Source organism: Okeania sp. SIO1H4, assembly GCF_010672695.1.
GTDB lineage: Bacteria > Cyanobacteriota > Cyanobacteriia > Cyanobacteriales > Microcoleaceae > Okeania > Okeania hirsuta.
The window spans coordinates 1-1263 of sequence record NZ_JAAHGB010000180.1 but is presented as its reverse complement, the minus strand read 5'-3'; the positions used below and the strand labels follow the sequence as shown (position 1 = coordinate 1263).

Below are 1263 nucleotides of genomic sequence, written 5' to 3'. Positions count from 1 at the left end.
TTTGTGGCCTTTAACTAATGAAGTTGTGGCCAATAGCTCTCCCCTTTCTTTAGATGAACTTGAAGAACTATTAGTCTTTCGGTGCCAACAACTAATGAAACAGCATGATTTAATACAAGGACTAACTGGACTTTTGGAAAAAAGTAAAAGATATTTACCTCTATTCTAGAATTAGAAGAGGTTATACCTGAGTTTATCCCCAGATCACCCCTAACTCAGCTTTATGTTGAGCAAAAATTTCTTGATTCTGTTGTCACCAGCAAAAAAATTTGTAGGAAACACCAGTTATAAATGCTTCTCATGTCTCTGTAAAATTTGTCAAAGTGGCGCGAGAATAACGCTTTCTCAAGCCTCCCATTAATTGTTGATAGAGAATGAAAGTATAGGCAACAAAAACCAAAATAAAATGGCGCATTCGACTTGTTTGATCTCGGACTTGATATTCTTTTAAACCCAACCATCCCTTAGCTTCCCTATAAAATTTTTCAAGATAGTTTCTATCAGAAAAGGTTGTAACTATCCATTCTCCAGTCACACTTTTATATTAGAGTTGTCGCTAAATAAAGGGGAAAAATCACTCTAACCTAGACAGAGCAATAATTCCAATATTTTTTGCTATCCAATAGCTACAATCCTTACATAACAAGGTTTTTGGGGGGATTTTAAGTTATAAAGCGACAAGTCTATTGTTTATTTGTAATTAAATAATCAATTTCAGTGGCTTCAGATATAGAACTATTATTGATGACGATAGCAATAGTTCTCGGACCAGTTAAACCTTTGGTTTCTACTTCTATGGTAGCTACCCAAACTGTTTGGGGTATATTTTGTTCTAAAGTTACTTCTTGAAAATCCTTTTGAGGTAAAGATAGAGCTATTTCATCTAACCTTTTTTATGATTGTTTTTTGCCAGTTTTTTGATTGATAACATTCACCAAACGATTTTAAGCTGAACCCCCTATATAGTTAAGTTCCCACCTTTCTAATTCCTGTAAAAATGAGGAATTATTTCCATAACCTCCATCCACTAAAACTATACCAGGCCGATGTTTTCTGAACAATGTTTTTTGAACTAACTTGATTGCTAAATCAGGTTTTTTGATAAATTCTTTATCATCTTTCCCCTCTGGTAAAGATGATGAACTTTGATATAATTCAACATCTAAAGGCAGACTTCTCACTCCATCATATAAATGGCTTGTAACTATCACTATCCCATTGTCTGTTTTACCAATTTCTCCAAGATATTGTCTGCCTACCCCA

The 1263-nt window shown here is 34.0% G+C and carries 1 protein-coding gene and 1 pseudogene; both read right to left on the bottom strand.

What is annotated here, in order from left to right:
• Positions 1–298: 298 nt before the first annotated feature.
• Entirely contained in the window at positions 299–535 is a 237-nt protein-coding gene (locus F6K06_RS33540; RefSeq protein ID WP_124147718.1) for a hypothetical protein, read from the bottom strand.
• A gap of 157 nt (positions 536–692) precedes the next feature.
• Positions 693–1263, bottom strand: a pseudogene (locus tag F6K06_RS33535) (transposase); the annotation flags it as partial.